Consider the following 22,138-nt stretch of genomic DNA (forward strand, 5'->3'; position numbering starts at 1 on the left):
GTGACCCAAGATCATTCTCTTGTGGGCGCGGCTGTATGCCTTCTCTCTGTTGCCGGCTGCGCGGCATTGCTTTGGTTATGTTCAACGGGAATGGGTGCAGCCGGTTCGGTTAGGACATAAGCGTTGATGTAGGAAAGAACGACCTCTGAACGCGCAGCAACGGATGGCAAAGATAAAAAAGGCTGGTAATCCACCGCCCCTTGCAGCGGCGATCACTCACACTTTCAGCACCTTTCTTCCGTTGAATGGGGCGATAATACGCTGACCATACCCCACAAAACAAGAAAAATTTAACCCCGTGTGAATGTTCCCACGACTTGGCGGGATTTTTACCGAACAATCCCGACCCTTTCGGGCCGGGATTGATCAGCCATTTCAACCAATAGAGGCCAGTGCCTACTGCCTTTCATATCCATAACGAATCACCACGCCGCCGCGTCACAGGCTACAGCACCCGCAGGTGAGAAAATTTCAACATCAGCTGTTTTTGCCCCACCGAATCGAACCGCACCGTCAGCTTTGTGCGGTCCCCGCTCCCCACCACCAGCATCACTTTCCCCCGCCCAAACTGCGGATGCACCACCACGCTCCCCACGCGAATCTCCTTCGGCATTTGCGAGAAATCATCGCCACTATCCAGGTCATCGCCACTCTGTTCGGGGAAAGTTTGGTCGTACTCCCGATGCGCCGGGCGTTCGGCGGGTTTGGCCACCGGCGGGCGGGATTGCTGCGATTGCCGGGGATAGCTTCCCCCACTGCTCCCCGATGATGCCCCCAACACGGTTGGGCGCGATGGCGCGGTGGCGTTGAATTCCAACACCTCCGCCCGAATCTCGTTCAGAAATCGCGAAGGGGTTGGGTAGCTTAACTCGCCGAACCGATACCGCCGCTCGCAGTTGGTAAGAATCAAATGCTCCTTTGCTCGGGTGACGGCCACATAGAATAGCCGCCGCTCCTCCTCCAACTCATCCTGGTTTTGCGCAGCGTTGCCGATTGGGAACAACCCCTCTTCCATTCCCACCACCACCACCACACCGAACTCCAGCCCCTTTGCCGAGTGGATCGTCATCAGCGTCACCCGCTCGGCAAGCGCGTCGTAGCTGTCGGCTTCGGACATCAGGGAGATGTCTTGCAAGTATTGATCGAGCGTGGCTTCGGGATTGTCGGCGATGTACTCGGCAATGTGCGACAGGATCCGCTGCACGTTGTCCCAGCGGGCAATTGCTTCCGGCGTGCCTTCGTCGCGGTAGCTTTGCAGCAAGCCGCTTTCGCTTAGCAGCATCCGCACCGATTCGGCCAACGGGATGTCCGATAGGGTCTTGCGGCGGGCATCAATCAGCTCAACAAATTTGGAAAGGATGTTCCCCACCCGTGGGGTAAGATCGGGAACCGCTTTGGGATTGCGGGCAACCTCCATCATCGAGCGTTCTTTGGCCGCCGCAAAGCTCCGCAGCCGCTTGATCGTCACCTCGCCAACCCCACGCGCCGGCGTGTTCACTGCGCGAAGGAACGCCTCGTCGTCGCGGTCGTTCACCAGAAGGCGCATGTAGGAAAGCGCGTCCTTCACCTCCTTCCGCCGGTAAAAAGCCACCCCGCCAACAAGCCCGTACGGGATGTTTGCGCGGCGCAACGCGTCCTCAATCGAAAGGGATTGGGAGTTGGTTCGGTACAGCACCGCAATGTCGTTCAGGGTCCGCCCGCGCCGTGCTTCGCGCTGGACCAGCTTCATAATCTCCTCCCCTTCTTCCCGCTCATCGCGCAGCGTCACCACCCGCAGTTTTTCGCCGATGTCGTTCTCGGTCCACAAGGTTTTGCGGATTTGATTCCGGTTGTTCTTGATAACATCGTCGGCGGCGGTCAGGATGTTTTTGGTGGAGCGGTAGTTCTGCTCCAGCCGGAAGATGCGGTGGTTCGGGTAGTCCCGCTCGAAATCCAAAATGTTGCGGATGTCGGCCCCCCGGAAGCGGTAGATGGACTGGGCATCGTCCCCCACCACGCAGATGTTGCCGTGGCGCGCAGCCAGCAGTTTCACCACCACGTACTGCGCACGGTTGGTGTCCTGATACTCATCAATCAGGATGTACTGGAACTGCTCCTGATACCGCGCCAACACCTCGGGGTAACGCTCGAACAGCTCAATGGTTTTCACCAGCAGGTCATCGAAGTCCATGGCGTTGCTTCCGCGCAACTTGGCCTCGTACGACTCATACACCGGCCCGACTTTCTGCTCGATGTAATCAAACGCGTTGCGCAGATATGCTTGCGGACGGACAAGGGAATTTTTGGCGGAGGAGATGCGCGACAGGAACATCTTCGGGGAGAAATCTTGGGTGGAGATTCCGTGCTCGGCCATTGCGGCGCGCACCACCGAGACGGAGTCGTCGGTGTCGTAGATGGTGAAGCTGCTGGTGTAGTTCAGCCGCTCGGCTTCGCGGCGAAGGATGCGGCTAAAAATGGAGTGGAAGGTCCCCATCCAAAGCGGGCGGGCTTGCGATTCCTCCACCAACGTGCCAATCCGCTCCTTCATCTCGGCAGCCGCTTTGTTGGTGAACGTCAGTGCCAGGATATTCCGCGCGTTCACCCCCTGCGACAGCAAGTAGGCCACGCGGAACGTCAGCACGCGGGTCTTCCCCGAACCGGCACCGGCAACAATCAAGCTGGGCCCCTCAACGCTGGTGACGGCTTCGCGCTGAACCGTGTTCAGCTGCTTCAAAAAATCGCCAAAGGGAACGGCGGGCTTCCGTTCCTCCACGGTGATAATGCGGGTTTCGTTCGGATCAACGCGGCGAATGACCAAGCTGGGAATCGGTTATTGGGTTACGGAAGATGTAGGTTGCTGGAAGGCATTCGGCACGCAAGGATTTCCCCCCACACACGCGTCACAATGGAAAGGTAGCCGTCCCGACCTCCGTCGGGATTGATAAAAGGTAGCCGAAGGTCTTTAGCCTTCGGTGACTTAGCTCCTCTTCGGTGACTTACTCTCAGCTCCACCCCGCAGCCACAAGGCTTGGCTGCAAGCCAAAGGTAGCCGAAGGTCTTTAGCCTTCGGTGACTTACTCTCAGCTCCACCCCGCAGCCACAAGGCTTGGCTGCAAGCCAAAGGTAGCCGAAGGTCTTTAGCCTTCGGTGACTTAGCTCCTCTTCGGTGACTTACTCTCAGCTCCACCCCGCAGCCACAAGGCTTGGCTGCAAGCCAAAGGTAGCCGAAGGTCTTTAGCCTTCGGTGACTTAGCTCCTCTTCGGTGACTTACTCTCAGCTCCACCCCGCAGCCACAAGGCTTGGCTGCATGGTGACATCAAGCGAGCCGATAAGGTCGTTGATAGCCTTGAATCCGTTCTCCGTCATGTAGTCTTCAATCCCTTTCACCACAGTGGTTGCGGCCATTGGATCCACAAACAGGACGGTGCCAAGCTGGACCAGCGATGCCCCCACCACCAAGAATTTGAGGGCATCCTCGGCGGTCATAATTCCGCCGATTCCGATGATGGGAATTTTCACTGCCTTGCGGACTTCGTGAACCTTTGCCAGGGCCATCGGCAAGATTGCGGGGCCGCTGTAGCCGCCGGTAATCGTCGCAATTTTTGGGCGGCGGGTGCGGATGTCAATATCCATCCCGAGGAAGGTGTTGACGCAGCTGACGGCATCGGCCCCTTCGGCCTCGCAGGCGCGTGCAAACTCACCAATCGAGGTGACGTTCGGGGTCAGCTTCATGGCAAGAAATCGGTCGGTGCGGCGGCGAAGCTCGCGGGTGATTTGCGCCACCGCAGGGCAGTTCGTTCCAAAACTTAGCCCGCCATCTTTCACGTTCGGGCAGCTGACGTTGATCTCGTAGCCAGCAATCCCTTCGTGCGATTCGCAACGCTCCAGCACGTAGCAATATTCTTCCACCGAGCTTGCGGCGATGTTGACGATCACGGTTGCGCCACGCTGAAGCAGTGCGGGGAGTTTTTGGTCCAGGAAAACATCCACCCCAACGTTTGCCAGGCCGATGGAGTTCAGCATTCCACCGCTGGAGGTTTCGGCGATTCGCTGCGGGGGGTTGCCGTCGCGCGGTTTGCGGCTGATGCTTTTGGTGACCACCCCGCCAAGCTGCGCGACGTCGAACAGATCGGGGCACTCAAGCCCATATCCAAACGTTCCCGAGGCCGTCAGCACAGGGTTCTTGAATCGAACGTTGCGTATCTGTAGTTCTGTCATCGCTTGGATCAATGAACCGCTGGGATTGACTCCAGCCGGATGTCGTTGTAGTTGTAGTTGGGGCCATGCGTGCAAACCAGCGTGTACTTCCGGTCCCCGGTTGCCATCTCCACCGGGCACCCCTGGCAGATTCCGATCCCGCACGCCATCTGGCACTCCAACGACACCTCCAGCGGAAGCCCGCGAAGCTGGCAGAAATCTCCCAGGGCCATCAGCATCTTGTTCGGCCCGCAAGCAAAGGCGCGAAGCCCTTCGGTTCCTTCCTCGGCAAGGTAGCGTTCCAGCAGCCCCACAACGTTTCCGTGGTGGCCCAGCGTGCCGTCGTCGGTGGCGTAGCGGGGGTTATGAAGGCGGCCATCGGCGGCAATCATTGCGGCGGTGCGTGCGCCGTAGATATTCACCACGTGCTTCCCTTGCTTCAGCAGCCAATCGCTTAAGAAGGGCATCGGCGCAATGCCAACGCCGCCGGAAACCAGCACCGCACGGGAATACTCACCTTCCAGATGGAACGGGGTTCCAAGGGGTCCCAGAATATCCATCATCTCCCCCACCTTCGCTTCGGCAAACAGTGCCGAGCCTTTCCCCACAACGTTGTAGATAATCTCCAACCGGTCGCCCATCACCCGATGGATGCTGTAGGCACGGCGGAGGAAAGGATCATTAAAACGGCTTGGACGGATGTTGAGGAACTGCCCGGGAATCGCCTGGGCAGCGATCGCTTCCGATTGGAACTCAAGAACATAAACGTTCTGGGCAACCTGCTGCGAGCGTGTGATTGGGACGTGCTGTTGGTACATGGCGTGGGCAAAACTACAAAAGGCACCCCTCCCACCACACCGAAGCCTTAGCGACAAATTGTCGAAGCCGCCAGCGTGGCGGCGGCGCGCCCTTCTGGTTGTTTTGTTTACGGTTTCTTCTCTGGCTTTTGTGTGGAATCTTGCGGGGGCGCAATGTCCATTGGGTTACGAATTTCGCGCACCTTCGTTGGGAATCTTGCCCGCATATCGGACGGAGGAATCATGCCGTTTGGGGGAAGCTGCAAGCTGCGCGGATTATTGGGGTCCACCAACGCCGGGTTGTTGGGATCCACCGGGGCGGCCACTTCGTTGGTTGTGGATTCAGGGACGGAAGCCGGTGCGGCGGATTCTTGATTTAGCGGAATCAGCCCGCCATCGGGGGGGGCGCTCCCTTCCTCCTGTGGCGTGCCTGCGGGGCGGCTCCGTTGCATCAATGCGGCCTCCACCATCGGCTTCACCGCGATTGCTTGCTCGGTCCCGGGATAAAGCTCCATGATCTTGGCATAGTACGCCAACGCGCTGTCCAGATTGAAGAGCTTTGTTTCGTAGATCAACCCAATGCCGTAGTAGGCCCGCGGCGCGTACTCCGAGGTTGGGAACTGGTGGATCACCCGCTCGAACTGCATCAGTGCCTTCCCGTTATCCCCCACTTTCATGTTGCTAACGCCGGAAGCGTAGATGTCGCGGGCGGTGTCCTGGCGGGAGTAGTCGGTGTAGCCAAGCCGCGTGCGGGCATCGGTTCCGTACTCGGTGGTGGCGTAATTGCTTGCCAGCACCTGCAGCAAGGAATCGCTGAAGGCGGTGCGCCCCTTGCTGCGGCCAACCATCGAGCGGGCGTACATGGCGCGCGCGGCCTCGATGCTTCCATCGGGCGCCCACTCGCTTGATTTATTGTAGAAATATTCGATGGAGTCGGGCTTGTTCAGCGCGGAGAAAACGCGGGCAACGGTGTAGTAAGCATCGGCAGCAATGGCGCGATCCCGCTCGCTGAAATTGTCGGGCGGGCGCATCATAAACTTCATCAGCTTATTGTTGCTTTCCACGTAATCGCCCAGTATCTGCGCGTACCGCTGCGCACGCCGTTGGAACGGAGCCTTCACCGATTGCACCCGCACAAAGTTTGTGTGCGCTTCCTTGTAATCCCCGGCGCGGAATGCCCGCATTCCCCGTTCGTAAATCCCGTAGGTGGCAAAGTTTTTCCCTTTTGCCAGCGAGTCAATCACCTTGATAGTGCTGTCGCTCAGTTCTTCCCCGCCAGGTTGGTCGGCGGCAAGGTTCAGCCGTTCCAGCTGCACAAGGGCAAGCCACGGTTCGTAGTTGTCATCATCGTTCAATTCATCAAGCTGCTGTTTGGCTTCCTCGTAGCGGCCAAGCGTCCGAAGCGTGACGGCGCGTTGCAGCCCGGTTTGGAACTCGGTGAGAAGATCGGGGGAATAGTCATCCACCTTGCCGAACTCAATCAACGCCTGCTCAAAGTTGGCATTGCGGAAATGCAGTAAGCCCATCTCGTACTGCCACCGCGCAAGTTCTTCGCCATCGGTGGAAAGGAGCATTGCCCGTTGGTACGGCTTCAGGGCCTTCTGGAAATCCCCGGTCCCGACGTACAGATCCGCGTTCAGCCGGAAGGCTTCGGACAAAACATCGGCGCGTTTCCGCCCCCAGGCAACGTCAATGCACTTGCTGATGGTTGGCTCGGCAGCCTCCAAATTCCCCTGCTGCATCTGGTTCATTGCCAGCAGCAAATGTGCGTCGGGGTACCAATCGCTTTGGGGATAGTTGTTGATAAGCTCCTCGCATTTTTTCTGCGACAGGTACCAATCCCGCTCGTAGAAATACGCCTTGCCGATGTAGTAAATGGCATCGGGGACGTAATCGCTTTTGGCACTCCGCACCAGCAGCTTGCTCCCCTTCAGCAGGATGGAGTCCAGCTTGATTTTATTGGCGCGGGTCTCCTCGGGGGTCATCGTCCGGCGGTCCAGGTGGTTGAACACCCGCAGCCCAGTAAGGGATTGGTCGTCGTATGGAATAACGTAGGAAGGCTCGGGGGTCTTCTGCTCGCGGATATACAGCAGCTCATCCTCCACCTCTCCCATAATCCGTTCCATGTTGTAGAACAGGTTATAGTAGGTGGTGAAGTTGCGGAATGGCTGGCAAGCAGCAAGAACGCCACCAAGCCCCACGGCCACTGCCCAAAGCGTCAAAGCGCGAATTGATTTCATAGATGCCAAGTTATCGAACCAGAATGCCGCCGTCAAGTGAGTTTTGCTGGCATGGTGCCGGCGCGGTTCCAGCACGGCGCGGCTGGCTGCGGAAGTGACGGGATCACAATTTTTTCGCAACAACCACTGTGGTTTGCGCCGTGGCCGTGGTTCCGCCGGAAGCGTTGTACGCATCAAGGCGAACCACATACACCCCAAAGGGAAGCGGCAGCCGGTCCTGGCCGTAGCCGTCCCACGTGATCTCACCATTGGGTGGGGAAGTCTCGTTGTTGGCAATCCGCACCATTGGCCGCCCTGCACGGTCATATACCTGCAGAACGATGCGCGCAGTTGCCACCGGAAGCCGGAACGATATCCGCGTGAAATCATCCCGGCCATCGCCGTCGGGGGAGATTGTCGCCGGGAACGCCGTCAAGGTGGCCGTGGAAACCTCCACCGGAATTGCGCGCGAATTCTCACGCCCCGGGGTCCCCCCATCCCGATTCACCGATCCCCCCCAATTGCTTTTTGCCGTTGATGGTCCGGTGACGGATATCCGCTCCAGCGAAATTCCGCGGGTCCCTTGCACATCCGGACCCCACCAATCGCTCCAGTAAAAAATGCTGTCCACGGTTGCGCCGCCAGCGTTCCGAACCACCACTTGGTCGGCATCAAGGTTCAGGCCGAAACTCTGTTTGCCGATTACCACCACGTTGCTGGAGTCCCTCAAGAATGGGAATGCGTGGTAGATGGTTGTGTCGGAAGCAATCACCAAATAGCGGTGCGGCGCAACGTCGGGAGCCGTGCTGGGAAGGGTCGCGACCGCTTTTGCGGTGGCATCGAACAGCTTCCAGTTGGCCACGGAAACGGGCCGGTCCAGCGGGTTGAACAGCTCAACATATTCCGCCGTTGTGGTTCCGTCAATGGTCAGCGGGTCGTTCATCACCTCGGTGATCTGTAGCCCGGTATCCAACGGAGCAAGGCGGGCAATGAACAGCTGCACGTTGTCGCTGCTTCGCTCATCGCCGGGAAGCGCCACCTCCACCGCTCCCGTCTCCCCTTGCTCGGTTAGGGTTCGGGTCCATTGCAAGGTCAGCGTCTGGCTGGCTCCGGCATTCATCGTTCCCAACGATTGCCTGGCAAGTTCCTCGGGTGGCGTGCCTTGCCCCAAGTAGAGCAGCCGGGCCTCCCCCGCCGATACCGTTCCCCTTCCGCTGTTGGCAATCTGGGCAACCACCGCTGCCGTCGCCGGATCGAATCGTGCGGAGACGACGGAGAGATTAAGGTCCGGCAGGGAGATGGAGTTTTTCCGGCCAGGGGTTGCCCCCGCCACCTCGGTCGCGCTTTCCCACGAAGCCGCGCTGGTGGCTGGGCTGCTGGCATCCTTCCGTTCCAACGAACGCCCCTGTCCGCCGCCCCATGTGCTGAGGTAATGGAGGGAATCTATCGCCGCCCCGCTTGTGTCCCGCAGGATCACCTCATCGCCATCGTTGTTGAAAGCCGGAAGGGAGATTTGAAGGATCGGATAACTCCCCGGGCGCGCAGTTCGCAGTGCCGAACTATCCTTTGTCACCACCACGAAGCCGCCACCCGCAAGCAAGAACGATGGGAACCGGGGGCGTGCAGCGGTCGCGTCGTGCAGGGTCCAGTCGGTCAGGTCCACTGCGGCTGACCCCGGGTTGTACAGCTCTATCCATTCTGGCTCGGGCGCGTTCGGGGCGTACATCACTTCGGTAATCGCCACCTGGGCAAACGCCTTCGGGGAAAGAACCACCGCGCCAAGCAGAACAAGGGTGGCGCAACGGCAGGCCGCCGACCAGCGCAATCCCCTGGAACTTACTCGGGTTCGGCACTCCCTTCCAAGATCAGGTCCTTTGTTGCGGGATAGTGTTGATACCATAGTTCTAATGCCTCGTGAAGATGGCGTGCATATCGGTAATGCGCCCCGGTTCCGGTCCGAAGCTCGGCTTCGTAGATAAACTTGTCGGCAGTGGTGGTGTGCTCGAACGGATATTGCGTCCCCAACAGCGTCCAGTATGGATGGCTCTGCTCCCCTGCCAGAATCAGTTGGTGCGCTTTCCACGCGGCCTGCTTTCCAACCACTGATAGCTGCTGCAATCGCCGGAACGCCTCCACCTCCCCAACCTCAGCGGGCCACTGGTCCAGCGCGGCGTAAAACCCAACGGGGCGAAGCGGGATGAACTTTGTGCCGGTGCGGTGGCGATTAAGATCACGAATTTCCGCCATTGCCACCGCATCCCAAGCGAACCGCACGGCAATCCGCCGCAATCGCTCGCCGATGTAGGAGTAGCGGTTATCATGCCCCTCAAGGTCCTGGGCCAACATCGCTTCCTCCACGCCCGGGGGAACCATCAGCGAAAGATGCGCGGTGGCGGGGTGGTCCACCTGCTGGGCATCGTCCGCCAAACAACGGGGTGGGTTCGCTGCGGCTGCGTGCTGCAGTTGCTGGAACTCCCGCCGAATCCCCTGCGCAAACGATGGCTTTGGGGTTGCATGGCGAAGCATCCGCGGCGCGGCAATCTCAAGCTCGGCCCGGATCATCTCCCCCAGCTCAACCGCCTCCGGCAACGGGTGCGACAGAAGCGATTGGCAAAGCGTCACCCAGCCACGCGCCGAAAGTATCAGCATCATGTTGGTTTCCGCCGCCACCGGAAGGAAATATCTGGCGCGGTCGAAGGCGTAGTTCCGCCGCATTCGCGCCACAGTTTTCTGCGCTTTTGGGGAGGGGTCATCAAGAAGGGCGCGTGGGATTCGGGTGACGGAGGGATTGGCCGAAGCAACCGATTCCCAGATTTCCAACGCCTCGGTGTAGGCCTGGAAGCTCCGTTCCATCAGGCCTTGCCACTCCGCCGCGTGGGCATCGGCAATGCCGAACTTCGCCGCCGGCGGAAGCGCGTCGGCCGCCAGCCGGATGTAGCGCGTGCTTGATTCCTGCCCCCCCGCCGTCGGGACAAGGGTCCAGACGTAGTAGGCCAGGTGCATCGAAACGCCGTCAATGAACATCGCCACCGGGGCCATATCGGCAATGGATTGGTGGCCGTAATCTATCATCTTGAAGATGCTATCAACCGACTTATCCAGGTTGTTTGGGTCAATTTTTGCAAGGATCGCCTGCAGGCCATCGTTGCTGCGGGAGTAGCGCGCCCCGCTTGCCGCAAGCAGCTCGGGCGTTAGTGCCGGGCGGCCAGCGGCGTTCGATGCTTCGGTTGGGCGAATTGCAACTTGGGTTACGGTCATCTAAAAACGATTGATGGTTGTGGGTACGTTGGTTGATGCTTCTTCCCTGCCTTGCTGGCAAGGCCATCGTGGCCGAATTAGTTGAAGTAATAGTACATCCCGAACTCCGGCAACGGCAAGAATTGGGAGGTGTATGGGAAGTAATGAATGGCCCCAGCAATGGAGAAAGCAAAGCTCCGCGAAACGAACCATTCATACCCAAGCCCAAGCCCAAAACGGAACGGATTGGCCACGCGATTTCCGGGCTTTGTGGTGTCGGTAGTGGTGGAGTGATAGTATCCCGCGCCAACAAGCCCGTACACGCCGCCGCCGTCGCTGCGGCTGAAATGATACTGCGCCTCGGCCCCCATGTTGAAATGGAAATAATCACCCAGGGTGATCACAAAAAAGGTGGGTTGGATTGAGAGCTTCGGCATCAGGTAGATCTGCCCCGAAAGCCCCGCTCCGGAAAGCAACCCGATGTTTCCACCGATTCCATACTTGGCAGTGCTGCCAGAGGCTCCCACGGTCTGGCTTACCGGCATGGCAGTGTCCGACTGCGCCAACAAACCGGAGTGGCAAGTGAACAGAAACAACGCTGCAAGCACCGCTGCGCGTACAATGGTCATGGTTTTGAGCATTTGTTCGTTGATGAGTTGTTGATTTCCACCGCCAAAGTAGGAAGTTCGCGGGGAAGCAAACAACTGGCCAAAGGGTTGATACAGCAAATTTTTCTGTAACCACCTCGTGCGGCGGCTTCGTGGCTGCTCGGTTGGCATCGCCCTATCGTTACTCCATCACCCTGCCACCCCCATCCCCTGCCCCCCCGTTACCACCGCGCTGATTGCTGGATCAAGAATTGTGAGTAGCAGATGCGGCACCGCACGGCGCAAGCGGGTACCACCTTCCTGACAGGAGCTTCGCGCCGCCATTGCCCGCCAGCTATCTTCAACCAGCATAACAAAACCGGTCGGTACTGCTGCGCACGGGAAGGCCCGCAAGCAACCAGAACACCGGCCACCATTTCACAGGATTGCCAATGGCTCGTACACATATCCTCTCGTTTGTGGGGGCGGTTGCTCTCACCATCGGCTTGGTCAGTTGCAACGACTCGGCCACTACCGAACCAACCGATTCAACCAGTGAGTCGGTTCTGAAACTCCATTCGGAAAGCAGTGACTTCCTTGCAGCAATGCAAGAAGTTGAGGCGATTGACATCACCAGCGACGACACCCCCATCAACCTTGTTGGTCCGGACGATCCCGCCGGCGGCGGACGCGGCCACGACGGGCGCGGCCACGGCGGGCGCGACACGCTAAAAGACCGGCACGACACCGGCAAACATCACCGCGACAGCGTCCGCCACGATCGGCCAAACCCAGGGGAACGCCGGTATGGCCACATCGTCCACTACTACCAACGGATCCTTTCGCAGCTTGATCTGACCGATGACCAAGCCCAGTTGATTCGCGATTGCTTCACGGCATTCAAAGAATGCTTCGACGCAGCAACCACACGCTACCGCCAAGCCCGCGCCGACCTTATTGCCGAAGCCCGCGCAGCCGTTGCCGAACTGAAGCAACAAGTGGCCGATGGCACACTGACACCAGAAGAAGCACGCCAGCAATTGAAAGCCCTCCGCGAACAATTCCGCGCCGACATGAACGGATTGAACGAGGCCTACACCGCCGCCGTTCGCGAATGCCGCCAAGCGTTGGAGGAGTGCATCAAGTCGCACCTGACAGAGGAGCAGTTGGAAGAGTGGCACAGACTTGTGGGAGGGAATGGCGACGGCAGCACCGGAAGCAACGGCTAATCCAACAGGAAGAGAGCCGGAAGAAGAACAAGCGTGTGGAACAGAACCGATGAACAACCCACAGCAACGATGCCGATGATTGGATAAAAGGAATCACACACGCACCTGTTGAAAGGGGTGGCAAGATTTTGCCACCCCTTTTGTTTGTTGTCCTGCCATTGTGGCAATGTTTCTGCTGTGGCAAGCAGGGGGAAACTGTATCTTCGCGAAATCTTCGTTCTTCCCGTGCCTTCAGCAACCGTGATCGCTTCCGCTTCTCCTGCGCGCTCCCGTTCCCCAAAACTCCACGGCCCACGGCGGCTGGTGGCTGCCATTGTGGCACTTGCAGTTGTGGCGTTGGGAGGTGTGGCATCCCCGTTGCTGCTGGCGCAGAACCGGCCCGACACGGCTAACCACCATCCCACCTTCCTGCTTGGCCCCTTCGGTTCCTATTCGATTGGCGCGCAGACCGGGGAGTTCCAGGTGTTTGCAGGGTCGCCCGGGTGCGGGGTGTTCAACGGTGCAACGCTGAGTTCGGTGATGTTCGGCATTGCAGCATCCTACCGCCGCGACACTGCCGCCCCCTTCTCCATCACCGCACGCGGAAGCTGGTCCCGCACCGAAGCGATCTACTCCACCCCGCCGTTGGAGGACCAACGCCTGTTCGACACGGTGGCGCAGCAGGTTATTGAGCTTGAGCGTGAGTACCGCGTGACGGCAACCGCCACACGGCTGGCGATTGATCTTCTTGCCGATTATCAGCCAATGCGTGGATTGCTTCTTTCGGCTGGTCCTGCGTTCAGCTACCGCTTGGGCGGAACTTTCCGGCAGACCGACAACATCATTGCCCCAGCCGACCGGAGTTTCAGCAATGGCGAGCGGCAACGGAGCATGGCACAAGGCCAGCAGCTTACCCCCAACGCGTTCGGGTTCGGGCCGGTGGTTCGTGTGGCTGCCGATATCCCCTTTGCCCGGCGGATGCGGCTTCAGCCCGAACTTGCCGCCCGTGCCGAGTTGCTATCAGGGGTCCAGGAGATGGGGTGGTACGGCATCAGCGGATCGGCAGGGTTGGCACTGCTGTTTGATCTTAGCCCCGCTCCAGCCGCCGACACCCCCAGCGTCCCCGCGCCGCAACCGCCCGACACCCTGCCGCCAACGCCCACCCCACCGCCGGCATTGCAAGCGGCCATCACCATTTCGGGAATGGACGAAGCTGGAAGGCCATCGCCGCAGGCTTGGATTAACGTGCGCGAGGTGATCCAGCGAACCACAACGCCCTTCCTTGCTGCCCTTTTTTTTGACTCGGCAGAAACCGCGCTCCCAAGCCGATACCAGCAGCTATCAAAGTCCGAAGCCGACACCTTCACGATTTACTCGCTGACCAGCAAGGGCGCGCTGGAGCTGCACCAGCAAGGGCTGAACCTGATAGGGCTTCGGATGAGAAACGACCCAACATCTCAGCTTGCGTTGGTTGGCATGATTCCCCCCGGCGGAACCGCAGACATTGGCCAGGAACGGGGGAAAAAAATTCGAGAATATCTGACCTCAGTTTGGGGCATCCCCTTGCGCAGGATTGAGGTGAAGACAGCCGCCGCGCCCGCATCGTCCGCCAACGCGGCAAGCGACCAGCAGGCCGAACTCCGGAAAGTGACGGCGGCTTCGGCCAGCCCCATGCTGACGGCATCGCTGACCACCGAACAGTTGGTGCGGGATTTCAACCCGCCACGCATCAGCCTTTCGCCAACGTGGAAGGCGGAGGCGGGAGTGCTTGGCTGGCGGGTGGAAGTGATGCAAGCCGGGGCCACCATTGCCAGCTTCAGCAGCGACGACAGCACGGCGGGCATCAGCAAAGATTTTGCGTGGCAGATCCAGGATCAGCGGATTGACAGCACCCTGGGGGACATCACCGCGCTGCTTACAGTGGTGGATTCGGCGGGGCAAACCGCCACCGCAAGCGACACCATCGCGCTGAAGATGCGGCGCGACACCACGGTGATAGAAACCGACAACGTTCGCAGTGGTAAAGCGGAACGGATCACCCAAACGCTTGTTGGGTTCGACTACCGCTTGGCCCAGGGGAACAGCGAACATGAGCGATTGCTGCGCGAGCTTTCCGACCGCATCCGCCCCGGCGCGGCAATCACCATCACCGGCTACACGGACCGCATCGGCGACGACCGTGCAAACCAGCAGCTCTCCCGCGAGCGGGCCGACTATGTTGCCGGGCTGCTTCGCCAATTCCTGAGCCAGCGCGGCATCGGCAGCGCGACCATCACCACAATCGGTGCCGGTGCCGAAACCTCACGATTCCCCAACCAACTTCCCGAAGGGCGAATTTTATCCCGAGGAGTGACCGTCGTGGTGGAGCAGACGCGAAGGGAAAAAAGGGGTGGATAGATACGCCCCCGCGCCGACTCACATCACTCACCCACTCACCCGCGCAGAAACAACAAACGGTGTCCACCACTTGCATGATGGACACCGTTTTGTTTGATCGCTCCTTCGGCTCTCTCTGTTCTCTCTCTCTCGTTTTTTCTCTCTCTATTCGTTGATTACCCTTCGCTGGTCAACTCCATCCAAATCGCTAATTGCTCCGGCGTAAGATTGCTGCCAACGCATTCGCGAAGCGCGGCAAGGCATTCAATCAGTTGGTTCCGGAGAATTTCGTTCAAGGCCTTCACATCTTCGCGGTAGTCGGCAAGGAGCGGCTCAATGTGTGCTTTGGCTTCTTCTTTGGTGATGCTTCCCGAGTCGTACGCGGCTTTGATTGGCGCGATAGCTTCCTTCAAGGCCATGAAGCGTGCGGTGCGTGCGGCGCGGTAGGTTTCGCGGTCGGCTTGGGCGCATTCGCGGTAGGCTTGGAAGCAGTGCTTAATCGCTTCTTTTTGCTCATCGGTCAGGTCCAATTTCTTGACGATGTGATGCCAAGCGCGTGGGATCAGCCGCCCGAACTCACGTGGGCCACCGGCTTCTGGTTTTGAAAATGCTGTTCCGGCAAGCACGGCATCGGGGGTGGGAACTTCGGAGAAATCGGTCAGGTCTGCTTCATCAGCACTGTACACCATGTAGAGATCATCAGTGGCATCGCTTGGTTCGGCGGGATCCGAACAGCCCACGATTCCGGCGGTTAAGGTCAGGCACAGTGCGGCGAGTGCGAGGATTCTGGTCTTCATTGTGGTCTCTCTCCCTGTATTTTCTGTTGTTGATGTTTTCTGGTTTCGGGAACTGTGTGCAAATGTTGGCCAACTGGCGGCTTAGTGACGGCAGCATTGGCTTGGTTCCCAAAAAAAATTCAGGGATCGAAAAAAAATTTACCGCACCCGTTTCAGCACCGCCGCAAAGAATCCATCGGTTCCGTGGCGGTCGGGAATCACGCAGAAATATCCATCGGAATCCAGCATCCCCTGCGGCGCGTTGATGGCTTGAAGCTCCCAGCCATTCCGCCGCCGCAGAAACTCCTCCACCTGTGCCTGGTTTTCTTCGCGAAGCAGCGAGCAGGTGGCGTACATCAGCAGGCCGTTCGGGGCAACAAGCTCGCTGTACTCATCAAGGATTTCGGCTTGCAGTTGCGCCACCCGTTCCACCATGCTTTCCTCCAACATCAACCGCGCCCCCGGGTTGCGGCGCAGCGTTCCGGTTCCGCTGCATGGCGCGTCAATCACCACGGCGTTGAAGGTGCCGCGAAGCTCCTCGCGCCGGAACAGGAATGCACGGTGTTCCATCACCCGCACGTTCTGCGCGTTGTTTCGGCGAAGCCGCGGGCGTATCTCCTCCAATCGTCGGTTGTTTACGTCGTGGGCAACCACCGTGCCGCGGCCTTTCATAATTGCTGCAAGGTGAAGCGTCTTCCCCCCCGCCCCGGCGCAGGCATCGAACACCTGCCAGTTCGGGCGCGGATCCAGCAGCACCGAAAGCATCTGGCTCCCCTCGTCTTGCAGCTCGAACCATCCCTCTTTGAATTCCGGTATCGCGTTCGCGTTCATCCGCCGTTCCAGCAGCAACGCGTCGGGGGAATACATGCCCGGGGTGGAAGGGATCCCCTGCTTGGCAAGCAGCTGGCGCAACGCATCGCGCTCCCCTTTCAAGCGGTTGCACCGCAGCGTAATCGGTGCCTGTTGGTTCAGCGATTCCATCACCTTGCGCCCCCCTTCCTGGCCGAACTGTTGCAGCATCCTGAATGCGAACCACTCCGGCAAACCAAACTCCACTGCCGAACGTTCTGGCTCCTCCATCGCGCCAATCTTCGCGGTGGCCGTTTCCATGCTCTGCTGAATTTCCGCCACCTGCTCGTTCGTCAGCCGTGCGCCGTCGCGGATGTCGGCAATGGAAAGTTGGTGGCTTGGGTTCCCGAGCAACGCCGCCGCAAGTTGGATTCGCGCCTCGCGGTCCGGCGATTTCCGCTCCAGCACCCCGGCGCACAACGCCCGCACCCGCAGCACCCCACGGAGCGTGGAATAGACTACGTCGGAGATGAATCCGCGGTCCCGCGCACCCAAGTAGCGGCGGTCGCGGAAGAATTGGCTGATGGTTTTATCGGCAGGGCGGCGCGGGGTGGAAAGAACGGACTCCAACAACTCGCGGCAATGGCCAATCAGGGAAACTGGGGACATGGCAAGAAGGATTCAGAATGGGAATCGGAACGATGGGACTGGTTAGAAGCAATGCTTCCGGCGCGGGCGGCTACCCCTTGACCCGCAAGGCTCCGTGGCGGTCGGCACGGATGGTGGAGGCACGCGCGGTGATGGAAAGTGGGCTGAAATCTTCGGCAAGAAATTTCTGCCACCCGGCAACGCCAATCATGGCCGCGTTGTCGGTCCCATGAATCGGCTTGATGGTGTAGTTGGTGAAGCCGCGGCTGCCGCACTCCTGCTCCATCCTCTCCTTCAATCGGCTGTTTGCCGAAACGCCCCCAACCACCGATATCCGCTTGGTGCCATGGACCTTTGCCGCACGCATCGTTTTTTCCACCAGCGTTTCAACAATCGCTTCTTGGTAGGATGCGCACAGATCGGCAAGAGGTTGGCCGGTTGGCGGCGCGCCCGGGAAATGGTCGCGAAGGAAGTAGCGGAGCGAAGTTTTCAGCCCGCTGAAACTGAAGTCGTGAGTGTCGGGTGAAAGAAGCCCGCGCGGGAATTTGTGGGCGTTGCGATCCCCCTGCCGGGCGTGCTGGTCCACAAGCGGACCGCCTGGATAGCCAAGCCCAAGCATCTTCGCCCCTTTGTCGAATGCCTCGCCAGCAGCGTCGTCGCGGGTGGAGCCAATCAGCTGGTAGTTGCCTGGCGCGTGCACCACGTACAGCAGTGTGTGCCCGCCAGACACCACCAGCGAAAGCCACGGGAATTCGGCATCGGGGTTATCAAGCAGCACCGAAAGCAGGTGCGCCTCGATGTGATGAACGCTAATCAGGGGAATCCCCAACGCCACCGCCATTCCTTTGGCAACGTTCACCCCAACCAGCAGCGAACCAATCAGCCCGGGTTCGGTGGTGACGGCAACGGCACTCAGTTCGGCGGCGGTTGCCCCGGCCTTGCGGAGTGCTTCGGCAATGGTTGGGGCGATTGCCCGCACGTGCGAACGGGAGGCAAGCTCCGGCATCACCCCGCCCCATGCCGAGTGTTCTTTTTGGGAAGCAATCACCAACGACTCCACAACGCCGTTGCGGACAACGGCGGCGGAGGTCTCGTCGCAGGAGGATTCGAGGGCAAGCAAGGTCCGGACCATAAGTGGCGGCAATAAACGGAACTTGGAAGGCCAAGCAATCCGCCAACTTGCTACGGTGTGCAATCTTCCGAACCGTGCCGGCGTTTGGTTGTTGAACAGCTTCCCCCGAACCGATACCTTTGCCCCGTTTATGAACGACTTCAACATCGGATTGGCCGCCAGCCCCTGGGTTGTTCTGGCCATTATTCTTGCGGCGGCGGGGGTGGCGGTGTACACCTACCGCAGCACGCTTCCCCCGGTTACGCCGCTCCGCCGCTGGACCCTTATTGCCCTGCGGACCATCGGTGTGGGGCTGCTGCTGTTTGCGCTGTTCCAGCCGGTGCTTTCCATGCTGACGGTCACGGCCCAGCAGCCAACGTTGATGGTGGCCATTGACAACTCCGAAAGCATGGCCCTTGCCGGGCTGGACTCCGCACGGATCAACGAGGCGCGAAGCATTGCCGAAACGGTGGTCCGTTCTTCCGAGCTTGCCGGGCGGGCATCGGTGGTTTCCATTTCCGACTCCATCCACCCGCTCCTTTTTGATTCCCTTTCGCGGGTTCGTGCGGTTGGCCCCGAGTCGCGGTTGGCGGCGGTGTTTTCGGCAGCCTCCGACACGCTTCGCCAAACCAACCTTCGCGCCATTCTTCTGCTGACCGATGGCCGCTACAACGCCGGCCCAAACCCAATCCAGGAAGCGCAAAGCCTGGGCGTTCCGGTGTTTGCCGTGGGGGTGGGGGATTCGGTTGAGCCGCGTGATGTTTCGGTCCAGCAGGTGTTCACCAACGAAATCGCGTACGTGGATGCCGAGCTTCCGGTGGAGGTTCGGGTCCGCTCGTCGGGAATGCCGGAGGGGGCGATTAGCGTGACGCTGCGCGACGATGCCGGAGTGGTGGGAACCCAGCAGATAGCGGCCACCAACGGAACCAACGATTACACCACAACCTTCACCTACCGCCCACGCACCCCAGGCACCGCCAAGCTGACCGCCACCGTTGATGCCGCCGCTGCCAACGCCGAGCTAACCGCCCGCAACAACAGCCGCAGCACGTTTGTGAAAGTGAAATCCAACAAGCGGAACTACGTGCTGATTGCCGGCGGCCCCAACCCCGACGTGGCCTTCCTGAAACGCCTGCTGGCCGAAGACAAGAACATCGAGGTGCGGAGCTACGTCCAGAAAGAGCGGGGGGAATTTCTGGAGGGGAAGCTGGACCCCGGGGCGTTCCGCCAGGCCGAGGCGTTGCTGCTGGTGGACTTCCCCACCCGCGAAACCGCGCCGGCGGACGTGGCAACCATCCGCGCCGCGCTTGCCAGCGGCGAACTTCCGCTGTTGGTGGTGATGGGCTCGCGGGTGGAGATCAATGGATTGAAGTCGCTGGAATCGTTCCTTCCGGTGACGCTGGGGGTTGGCCGTTCCACCGAGCTGCAAATCCTTCCCACGCTGACCGAGCAAGGGAGAAACAGCGCGATTCTGCGCGGCACAAACCTGCAGGCGTGGGAAGCGCTTCCGCCAATTTTCACCACCGAAACCGCCGTGCAACCTAAGCCGGAGGCGGAGGTGCTGGCCACCACGCGGCTGGGAAACGCGCAACTTGGCGAGCCGCTGGTGGTGACGCGCCGGCTGGGCAAATCCCGCTCGATGTTTGTTTCCGGCTACGGCCTGTACCGCTGGCAACTTCTTGCCGACGGCCAGCGCGAGGTTCGCGGCCAGCAAGGGGCAAACGTGTTGGGGGATTTCATCAACGGCTCGCTCCGCTGGCTTGCCACCCACCAGGAGCAGAAGCAGGTGAAGATTGTGGCCAGCAAGCCGCTGTACAATCTTGGCGAACCGGTTCGGCTGCTGGGGCAGGTATATGACGACAGCTACGCGCCAATCAACGAGGCCGAGGTGACGGTGAACGTTGTTGGTGGCGGCGGGCGGTCCTTCCCGCTAACCCTTGCCGGAACCGGAAGCGGGCGGTACGAAGGAACCCTGAGCAACCTTCCCGCCGGGGATTACTCATTCACCGGGCGGGCCACCGTTGGAAGCAAGGAAATTGGGACCGATGCCGGAAGATTCACCGTTGGCGAAGTTGGGTTGGAGCTTCTGCAAACCTCCATGAATGCCGAGCTTCTCCGGACCCTTGCCAAGCGGACCGGAGGGCGTTTCTACACCTCGCGCCAGGCCGGGGAATTGGTTGCCGATATTCTTTCCCACAAAGGGTTTGCGCCCCGCTCCATCGAGCACCGTGTGGACCACCAACTCTGGAATCATCTCTATTTCCTGATTGCTGCGCTTGCGGCGTTTTCGCTGGAGTGGCTGCTGCGGAAACGAAGCGGGATGATGTAATCGGGGGTGATGAAAAAGTTGCTCCGCCCTCTTGTTCGTCGCAGAAGCGTTCCGTAAACTTGGCTCCGTTCCTGAATCACATAAGCACTGAACAACCATGACATCTTCACTCCTTCAAGAAGCTGAACGCTACTGGAAGTTAGGATACAACGCACTGATGGGGGGCCGCATTGACGAGGCGGTGGAGTTCTGCCGCCGTTCGGTGGAGATTTACCCCACTGCCGAGGGGCATACGTATCTGGGCTGGTCGCTGAGTTATCGCGGCCAGTTGGAGGAGGCGATTGAGGAATGCAAGACGGCAATCGGGCTGGACCCAGATTTCGGCAATCCTTACAACGACATCGGTTCCTACCTTATCACCCTGCGCCGCTACGAGGAAGCAATCCCGTGGCTGAAGCTGGCCACAACAGCCGAACGGTACGAATCGCGCCACTACCCGCACAACAATTTGGGAAGGGTGTATGAGCGAACCGGGGAGTTCCAGGAGGCCTTGCGCGAGTATCAGAAATCGCTGGCGCACCAGCCCGACTACAAGCCAGCATTGCAAGCCTCCGAGCGGTTGATTGCTTGGATGAACTAATCCCGTAACTCTGCTAACCATTCCGCACCATGCCACTGTTCAGTTCCAAACCGGACGAAGCCGCTGCCGCCAATGGCTACGGCTTGGCGAAACTTCCCCCGGGGCAGCTGCTTACCGCAAAGTTCCCGGTGATGACCTACGGCCCAACGCCAATCATCGGGACCGATGCGTGGCAGTTGCGGATTGGCGGGGCGGTAAGCCAAAGCAAATCTTGGAGTTGGGATGAGTTCATGGCGCTTCCGCAAACCACCCTTGTTGCGGATTTCCACTGCGTCACCCACTGGTCACGGTTCGATGATGAATGGACGGGGGTGATGTTCCGCGACCTGTACGACTCCATCCGCCACCTTGTCCAGCCAAGCGCGGCGTTCGTTCTGCAACGTGCCTACGGCGGCTACACCACCAACCTGCCGCTTCGGTGGATGCTTGATGAAGATGTGATGATTGCCCACACGTTCAACGGCCAACCGCTTCCGCCGGAGCATGGCGGACCGGTGCGGATATTCACCCCAAAACGGTACGCGTGGAAAGGGGCAAAATGGATCCACGCACTGGATTTCCTTGAGAACGATCAGCCTGGCTTTTGGGAGCAGAACGGCTACAGCAACAGCGCAAACCCCTGGAACGAAGAACGCTACTGGGAGTAGTCACCGCCCCCCAACACCTATGCTACGCATTGCCACATTCCGGTCCTATCGCTTACCCCTTTTGGCGTTCGGCATTTTTTTCTGCGGCTGTGGGCTGTTCTCCACCCGCGACCCCGAACCGCCAACCAGCGCAGGGTCCAACTTCGAGCCACCAACCGCGCCAACGCTGGTTTTGCGGAACCTTGAGAACGCCCTGCGATTCTCCAACCCCAGCGATTACCGGCGTTGCTTCAGCGACTCCGCACGCGGCGGCGGGCTTCCCTCCTTCCGCTTTCTTCCATCGGCCCAGGGGGCGGCAACCGCACCCACCCTGTTTTCCGATTGGTCCATTGACCAGGAAGAAAAATATTTCCGCACGATTGTGGGCGAGCTTCAGCCGGACGTTTCTTGCTCGGTGATTTTTACTCCATCGGAGATCACGGAACTTCCGATTGGCGACTCCATCCAGTTCACCGCAAGCTACCTTGCGCGATTCCCCCACACCCGCGGTTCCGTTGAGCAACTTGCCGAAGGGGAATTGCAACTTACCTTGCGATTGTCGCGCCTGAACGAATGGGCAATCACCAGCTGGCGCGACATTGCCCTTCCCGGGAAAACAAGTTGGTCGGTGATAAAAGCACGGTTCAGCAACTAAGGGTCCAGCAACCGACAAATCCG

At 59.6% G+C, this 22,138-nt stretch carries 17 protein-coding genes; 6 read left to right on the top strand and 11 right to left on the bottom strand.

The window, feature by feature from the left end; translation table 11 throughout:
• Nucleotides 1–445: 445 nt before the first annotated feature.
• From IPM61_14985 to IPM61_15020, 8 genes are all read right to left on the bottom strand, one after another.
• Complete coding sequence (locus IPM61_14985; GenBank protein MBK8912614.1) at nt 446–2,797, bottom strand: UvrD-helicase domain-containing protein; 2,352 nt, start codon at nt 2,795–2,797, stop codon at nt 446–448.
• Between the two features lie 456 nt (nt 2,798–3,253).
• Nucleotides 3,254–4,198, bottom strand: a complete 945-nt coding sequence (locus IPM61_14990; protein MBK8912615.1) for a dihydroorotate dehydrogenase — start codon at nt 4,196–4,198, stop codon at nt 3,254–3,256.
• An 8-nt stretch (nt 4,199–4,206) separates the two neighbouring features.
• Entirely contained in the window at nt 4,207–4,995 is a 789-nt protein-coding gene (locus IPM61_14995) for a dihydroorotate dehydrogenase electron transfer subunit (GenBank protein ID MBK8912616.1), read from the bottom strand.
• A gap of 107 nt (nt 4,996–5,102) precedes the next feature.
• A complete protein-coding gene (locus tag IPM61_15000; GenBank protein MBK8912617.1) occupies nt 5,103–7,214 on the bottom strand; it encodes a tetratricopeptide repeat protein in 2,112 nt (703 codons plus the stop codon).
• Between the two features lie 103 nt (nt 7,215–7,317).
• Entirely contained in the window at nt 7,318–9,093 is a 1,776-nt protein-coding gene (locus tag IPM61_15005; protein MBK8912618.1) for a lamin tail domain-containing protein, read from the bottom strand.
• Complete coding sequence (locus IPM61_15010) at nt 9,030–10,451, bottom strand: FAD-dependent thymidylate synthase (protein ID MBK8912619.1); 1,422 nt, start codon at nt 10,449–10,451, stop codon at nt 9,030–9,032. The genes IPM61_15005 and IPM61_15010 overlap by 64 nt, the downstream gene beginning before the upstream one ends.
• A 77-nt stretch (nt 10,452–10,528) precedes the next feature.
• Nucleotides 10,529–11,059: a hypothetical protein gene (locus IPM61_15015; protein MBK8912620.1), complete on the bottom strand. Its 531-nt coding sequence runs from the start codon at nt 11,057–11,059 to the stop codon at nt 10,529–10,531.
• A gap of 168 nt (nt 11,060–11,227) precedes the next feature.
• Nucleotides 11,228–11,389, bottom strand: a complete 162-nt coding sequence (locus IPM61_15020) for a hypothetical protein (GenBank protein MBK8912621.1) — start codon at nt 11,387–11,389, stop codon at nt 11,228–11,230.
• Between the two features lie 80 nt (nt 11,390–11,469).
• On the opposite strand from IPM61_15020, the gene IPM61_15025 reads away from it, so the two are divergent.
• Both IPM61_15025 and IPM61_15030 read left to right on the top strand, forming a co-directional pair.
• Complete coding sequence (locus IPM61_15025) at nt 11,470–12,246, top strand: hypothetical protein (protein ID MBK8912622.1); 777 nt, start codon at nt 11,470–11,472, stop codon at nt 12,244–12,246.
• A gap of 1,416 nt (nt 12,247–13,662) precedes the next feature.
• Nucleotides 13,663–14,622, top strand: a complete 960-nt coding sequence (locus IPM61_15030; GenBank protein ID MBK8912623.1) for an OmpA family protein — start codon at nt 13,663–13,665, stop codon at nt 14,620–14,622.
• A 155-nt stretch (nt 14,623–14,777) separates the two neighbouring features.
• Here the strand turns inward: IPM61_15030 and IPM61_15035 are convergent, their stop codons facing one another.
• The 3 genes from IPM61_15035 to tsaD form a co-directional block, all read right to left on the bottom strand.
• Nucleotides 14,778–15,398 (bottom strand): hypothetical protein, encoded by a 621-nt coding sequence (locus IPM61_15035; GenBank protein ID MBK8912624.1) that lies wholly within the window; start codon nt 15,396–15,398, stop codon nt 14,778–14,780.
• 138 nt (nt 15,399–15,536) lie between these two features.
• Nucleotides 15,537–16,835, bottom strand: a complete 1,299-nt coding sequence (locus tag IPM61_15040; protein ID MBK8912625.1) for an RsmB/NOP family class I SAM-dependent RNA methyltransferase — start codon at nt 16,833–16,835, stop codon at nt 15,537–15,539.
• A gap of 70 nt (nt 16,836–16,905) precedes the next feature.
• Nucleotides 16,906–17,946: a tRNA (adenosine(37)-N6)-threonylcarbamoyltransferase complex transferase subunit TsaD gene (gene tsaD / locus IPM61_15045; GenBank protein ID MBK8912626.1), complete on the bottom strand. Its 1,041-nt coding sequence runs from the start codon at nt 17,944–17,946 to the stop codon at nt 16,906–16,908.
• Between the two features lie 22 nt (nt 17,947–17,968).
• Here tsaD and IPM61_15050 point away from each other — a divergent pair, with 22 nt between their 5' ends.
• From IPM61_15050 to IPM61_15065, 4 genes are all read left to right on the top strand, one after another.
• Nucleotides 17,969–20,254 carry a hypothetical protein gene (locus tag IPM61_15050; GenBank protein ID MBK8912627.1) on the top strand — a complete coding sequence of 762 codons (2,286 nt, stop codon included), beginning with the start codon at nt 17,969–17,971 and terminating at the stop codon, nt 20,252–20,254.
• A 97-nt stretch (nt 20,255–20,351) separates the two neighbouring features.
• On the top strand, nt 20,352–20,834 hold the full coding sequence (locus IPM61_15055) for a tetratricopeptide repeat protein (protein MBK8912628.1): 483 nt from the start codon (nt 20,352–20,354) through the stop codon (nt 20,832–20,834).
• Nucleotides 20,835–20,863: 29 nt separating this feature from the next.
• Nucleotides 20,864–21,481: a sulfite oxidase-like oxidoreductase gene (locus IPM61_15060; protein MBK8912629.1), complete on the top strand. Its 618-nt coding sequence runs from the start codon at nt 20,864–20,866 to the stop codon at nt 21,479–21,481.
• 19 nt (nt 21,482–21,500) lie between these two features.
• Nucleotides 21,501–22,115 carry a hypothetical protein gene (locus IPM61_15065; protein ID MBK8912630.1) on the top strand — a complete coding sequence of 205 codons (615 nt, stop codon included), beginning with the start codon at nt 21,501–21,503 and terminating at the stop codon, nt 22,113–22,115.
• Nucleotides 22,116–22,138 lie beyond the last annotated feature (23 nt).

The sequence above is a fragment of the Chlorobiota bacterium genome (genome assembly GCA_016710285.1).
GTDB lineage: Bacteria > Bacteroidota > Ignavibacteria > OLB7 > OLB7 > OLB7.